The sequence below is a fragment of the Faecalicatena contorta genome (assembly GCF_021531995.1).
Lineage (GTDB): Bacteria > Bacillota > Clostridia > Lachnospirales > Lachnospiraceae > Dorea_A > Dorea_A contorta_A.
In genome coordinates, this window is sequence record NZ_JAFBIZ010000178.1 from 1 (window position 1) to 3,250 (window position 3,250).

Here is a 3,250-nt window from a genome sequence, read left to right on the forward strand (position 1 = left end):
ATATATTTCATCTCTGGTGATGAATCAAGCATACATTCGGGGTGCCACTGAACACCACACGCATATGTGTGATCTGTCGTTTCAATTGCTTCTATGACTCCATCTGATGCAATTGCACTGATCTTCAATCCTTGCCCGAGTACATGAATGCTTTGATGGTGAAAACTGTTTACAAGAACAGAATCTCGAAGAAACGGATACAATATACTGCCGGGGGAGATGATAATTCTATGACAGGTATCTGAACGGTCTTTTGATATCTGCATGTGATTCAGAGAAGGAGAAGGGCGAAGTGAGATATCCTGGTATATGGTTCCGCCAAGCGCTACGTTTAGGACCTGCATTCCACGACAGATTGCAAGAACAGGAAGATGAGAATTTAATATGTATTTCATAAAGGACAGATGAAAAATGTCTGTTCGGGTGTCATAGCTTCCTTTGTCTGTCCGGGATTCTTCTCCAAATAACAGAGGATTGATATCATCGCCACCACAGAAAAGAAAGCCATGGCACATCTGTGTATAAGAAGAATAGAATTCTTCGTCGGACGTGATCGGAAGAATGACGGGAATGCCTCCGCAGGATTCAACTGCACATAGATAGGAAGCAGTTACATATTGATGGCTGTCGTTATATCCACAGGAAATAATTCCGATAATCGGTTTCATAGATGCTCTCCTTTTTAATGATAATCTGATATAATTTTCATATATATCTTATGTGGCAGTTATGACTATATAGTAGTGGAAAGTAAAAGGGAGAAGAAAAAGATGAAGTTGATTGATATGCATTGTGATACCTTGTGGAAACTGATGGATCTGGATAAAGAAGGGGACCTGTCGAAGAATCATTGCAGTGTCAGTATTCCTTATATGAAGTCATCAGGCACAATGGTGCAGTTTTTTGCCTGTTTCACAAGATTCGGAGAGTATGAAAATGCCGGAGGATATGATAGTGCTTATGAACATGTCAGATCGATGATTGCGTATATGAAGCGTCAGACAGTAAGATTTTCGAAAGAGCTGTCGCTGGCAGATTCCTGGAGTAAGATTGAAGAACATATGCATCAGGGACGGATATCCGCAGTGCTCACCGTAGAAGAGGGAGGGGTTCTGAACGGCAGGATGGAACGTCTGGAGGAATTGTATCGGGATGGAATAAGGCTGATTACACCGCTGTGGAATTATGAAAACTGTATTGGATTTCCGAACAGTCAGGATGCGTCGATCATGAAAGAAGGGCTGAAGCCTTTTGGAAGAGAGGTCGTGGAATATATGGGGAAGCTGGGGATGATCGTAGATGTGTCGCATGCTTCTGATGGAACATTCTGGGATATACTGGAATGTGCCAGAGGACCGGTGGTGGCTTCTCATTCCAATTGCAGGGCACTTACAACTCATCCAAGAAATCTTACAGATGATATGATACATGCATTGGCCGGGAGAGGAGGTGTTGCGGGAGTGAATTTTTATGGTCCTTTCCTCGGAAATCCAAAGGTGTCTTCCATTGATCAGATGGTTCGTCATATTCTTCATATGCTGAGAGTGGGGGGAAGTGAATTCCCGGCAATTGGCACGGACTTTGATGGTTTTGATGGGATGGAGATTATGGAGATTCCGGATGTATCACAGATGGAAAGATTGTGGGATGCATTGAAAAGATCAGGTGTACCAGAAAGTCAGATTGATAAGATCTGGTATGGGAATGCGGCAAGAATCCTGCAAAGTGTATAACCATATTCGAATATGGAACTGGAAATCTTCTGATCGTCCAGATGTGTTGCAGATCCGATTCCGAGTCAAGTCACAATCTAACCAGAATCGTAAGATATCAAAAAACGTTTCCGGAATTTTTCCAGAAACGTTTTTTATGTGGGTGAATACTAGATTGAATTCTGATTGGTTTCGACTTCCTGCATTTTCAGAGCACGAACCTTCAATGGAAGTCCGAATAGATTAATGAAACCGCTTGCATCATGATGATCATACAGATCGCCTGTTGTAAAGCTTGCAAGGGATTCATTGTACAGGGAATATGGAGAAGTAGTACCTGCTTTTGTGATATTTCCCTTATAGAGTTTGAATTTTACTTCACCAGTTACATATTCCTGTGTGCTTTCAATAAATGCCTGAATGGCCTCGCGCAGAGGTGTGAACCATTTCCCTTCGTATACAACCTGAGATAATTTATTGCTCATCAATTCCTTTACCTCGTAAGTTGCACGGTCTAATACAAGTTCTTCCAGCTGCTGATGAGCTTCGTACAGGATGGTTCCTCCAGGAGTCTCGTAGACACCACGGGACTTCATTCCAACAACACGGTTCTCTACGATATCGCAGATACCGATTCCGTGTTTGCCGCCAAGTTCATTTAACTTGCAGATGATGTCAGACACCTTCATCTCTTCTCCGTTGATGCTTTTTGGTATTCCTTTTTCAAATGTCATAGTCACATATTCGCCTTTGTCAGGTGCTTTTTCCGGTGGAACGGTCAGTACCAGCAGGTCGTCGTAATTAGGTTCCTGAGAAGGATCTTCCAGTTCCAAACCTTCATGGCTGATATGCCATAAGTTACGATCACGGCTGTAGCTGTGTTTTGCGTCGAAAGGAAGGTCAATACCATGCTGTTTGCAGTATGCGATCTCATCTTCACGAGATTCCATGGTCCATATATCAGTCATTCTCCATGGAGCGATAATCTTGATATCCGGAGCGAGTGCGCGGATGCTGAGTTCAAAACGAATCTGGTCATTCCCCTTTCCGGTTGCACCGTGACAGATGGCAACAGCACCTTCTTTTCTCGCAATCTCAACCAGACGTTTTGCGATCGCCGGACGTGCCATGGCTGTTCCGAGAAGATATTTATTCTCATACACGGCATGTGCCTGTACACACGGAACAATATAATTATCACAGAAATCATCTATGATGTCTTCAATGTATAACTTTGAAGCACCGGACATTTTCGCTCTTTCATCGAGACCATCCAGTTCTTCTCCCTGCCCGCAGTTTATACAGCAGCAGATAACCTCATAACCGAAGGTTTCTTTCAACCACGGAATAACAGTTGTGGTATCAAGACCACCAGAATATGCCAATACAACTTTCTCTTTCATCTTATATATCCTCCTAATGTAAAATAGTTTATCTGAGTAATATTTATTTTTGAATTGCAAAAATTACTATACACCATAACTTATAAATATGCAAGAAAAAATTATATAAAACTTAAAAAAGTGGTTTTTATGCAC

The 3,250-nt window shown here is 42.1% G+C and carries 3 protein-coding genes; 1 reads left to right on the forward strand and 2 read right to left on the reverse strand.

Features of this window, described 5'->3' with window-relative positions; genetic code table 11:
* Window positions 1–668 (reverse strand): gamma-glutamyl-gamma-aminobutyrate hydrolase family protein (locus tag JQM82_RS14745; protein WP_235251160.1); only part of this gene is annotated, 668 nt, incomplete at its 3' end.
* A 102-nt stretch (window positions 669–770) separates the two neighbouring features.
* Between JQM82_RS14745 and JQM82_RS14750 the strand changes: the two genes are divergently transcribed.
* On the forward strand, window positions 771–1,733 hold the full coding sequence (locus JQM82_RS14750; RefSeq protein WP_235251161.1) for a dipeptidase: 963 nt from the start codon (window positions 771–773) through the stop codon (window positions 1,731–1,733).
* 149 nt (window positions 1,734–1,882) lie between these two features.
* Here JQM82_RS14750 and JQM82_RS14755 read toward each other — a convergent pair whose 3' ends face one another.
* Window positions 1,883–3,115 (reverse strand): argininosuccinate synthase, encoded by a 1,233-nt coding sequence (locus JQM82_RS14755; RefSeq protein ID WP_235251162.1) that lies wholly within the window; start codon window positions 3,113–3,115, stop codon window positions 1,883–1,885.
* Between the last annotated feature and the right edge of the window lie 135 nt (window positions 3,116–3,250).